General features: G+C 49.6%; 1 protein-coding gene and 2 pseudogenes. 2 read left to right on the forward strand and 1 reads right to left on the reverse strand.

Translation table 11 applies throughout. From position 1 onward, the window contains the following. A pseudogene (locus tag CR159_RS21320) lies at positions 1-192 on the reverse strand (HTH domain-containing protein); the annotation flags it as partial. A gap of 154 nt (positions 193-346) precedes the next feature. On the opposite strand from CR159_RS21320, the pseudogene CR159_RS21325 reads away from it, so the two are divergent. Beyond that, a pseudogene (locus CR159_RS21325) lies at positions 347-724 on the forward strand (disulfide bond formation protein B); the annotation flags it as partial. Beyond that, positions 721-1,092, forward strand: coding sequence for a thioredoxin domain-containing protein (locus tag CR159_RS21330; protein ID WP_233208460.1), 372 nt, complete (start codon positions 721-723; stop codon positions 1,090-1,092). The pseudogene CR159_RS21325 and the gene CR159_RS21330, both read left to right, overlap by 4 nt. The last annotated feature ends 42 nt before the right edge of the window (positions 1,093-1,134 follow it).

Genomic DNA, 1,134 nt, shown 5'->3' on the forward strand with positions numbered 1-1,134 from the left:
GTGGATCAGAAAATCCCGATGCGCGTCCAGGTGCTTGTGGCGCGACCCGTCATCCTTGTAGGCGCTGATTTGCTTCTCTTCCAACTGCAAATACTTACGCACCGTATTGCGCGAGATGCTCAGTTCCCGACTAATGGCACGGATCGACAGCCCCTTGCCCCGGTCATACAGCCCTTTGATCTTGTGAATCACTACCCACTCCTTCACTGACGCGCTCCCGTTGCCTTTTATATGGCAGGAACGCTACACGTTTCATGGCTTTGCAGCCACCGTCAGGTGGGTCAAAACTATTGGCCATTACTGGGTCATTTTAATTGGCCATTAACACCGAGTATTTGCGGCATGGGTTATTGCTCTGACCGCAACGTTAGGTGCCTTGTTTTTCAGTGAAGTCATGTGGTTCGTCCCTTGCGAGCTGTGCTGGTATCAGCGCATCTTTATGTTTCCGCTCGTTTTTATCCTGGCGGTGGGCCTCGCGACCTCAGATATGCGTGTCTTTGTGTATGCGGTACCGATAGTCGTCGGCGGCTGGTCTGTGGCGCTTTATCACAATCTGCTTTACCTGGGCTTTATTCCTCCAGCCCTTCAACCTTGTGGGCAAGGCCCGTCATGCGCTGAAGTGAATTTAAACCTTTTTGATTTCATATCTATTCCTCTATTGTCATTACTGGCATTTACGGCAATTGCCGCGCTTCTCTTCGTAAAAAAAGGTGCTTTAAAGTGAAAAAACAAACTGTTCTTGTCTTAACCAGTATTCTGGCGGTTATGACTTTCGCCATCAGTGGCTTCGTGTACGAGCAAAGTCAGGTTCGTAAAAAAGGGCAGTTAGCCAATACAAAAACCACAGAGCTTGAGCGGATGCATGCACCTGTATATGGTCCTGCTGATGCCAAAGTCACCATCGTCGAGTTTTTTGATCCATCATGTGAAACCTGCCGAGCATTTTATCCTGCCGTCAAAGAGCTCGTGAACACCAACGGGGGCAAGGTGAAACTCGTTATCCGTTACGGTGATTGTCAAGCTAGTTGTCGTTTGGGTAAGGGATTCATGCGGCCTGTTTTACTGTCTCAGATTGCCGTAGGCATGGCTTAGCCGGATTCTCGGGATTCAGATGGACAACGGCAATCCGGGACC

The organism is Pollutimonas subterranea, assembly GCF_002849655.1.
GTDB lineage: Bacteria > Pseudomonadota > Gammaproteobacteria > Burkholderiales > Burkholderiaceae_B > Pollutimonas > Pollutimonas subterranea.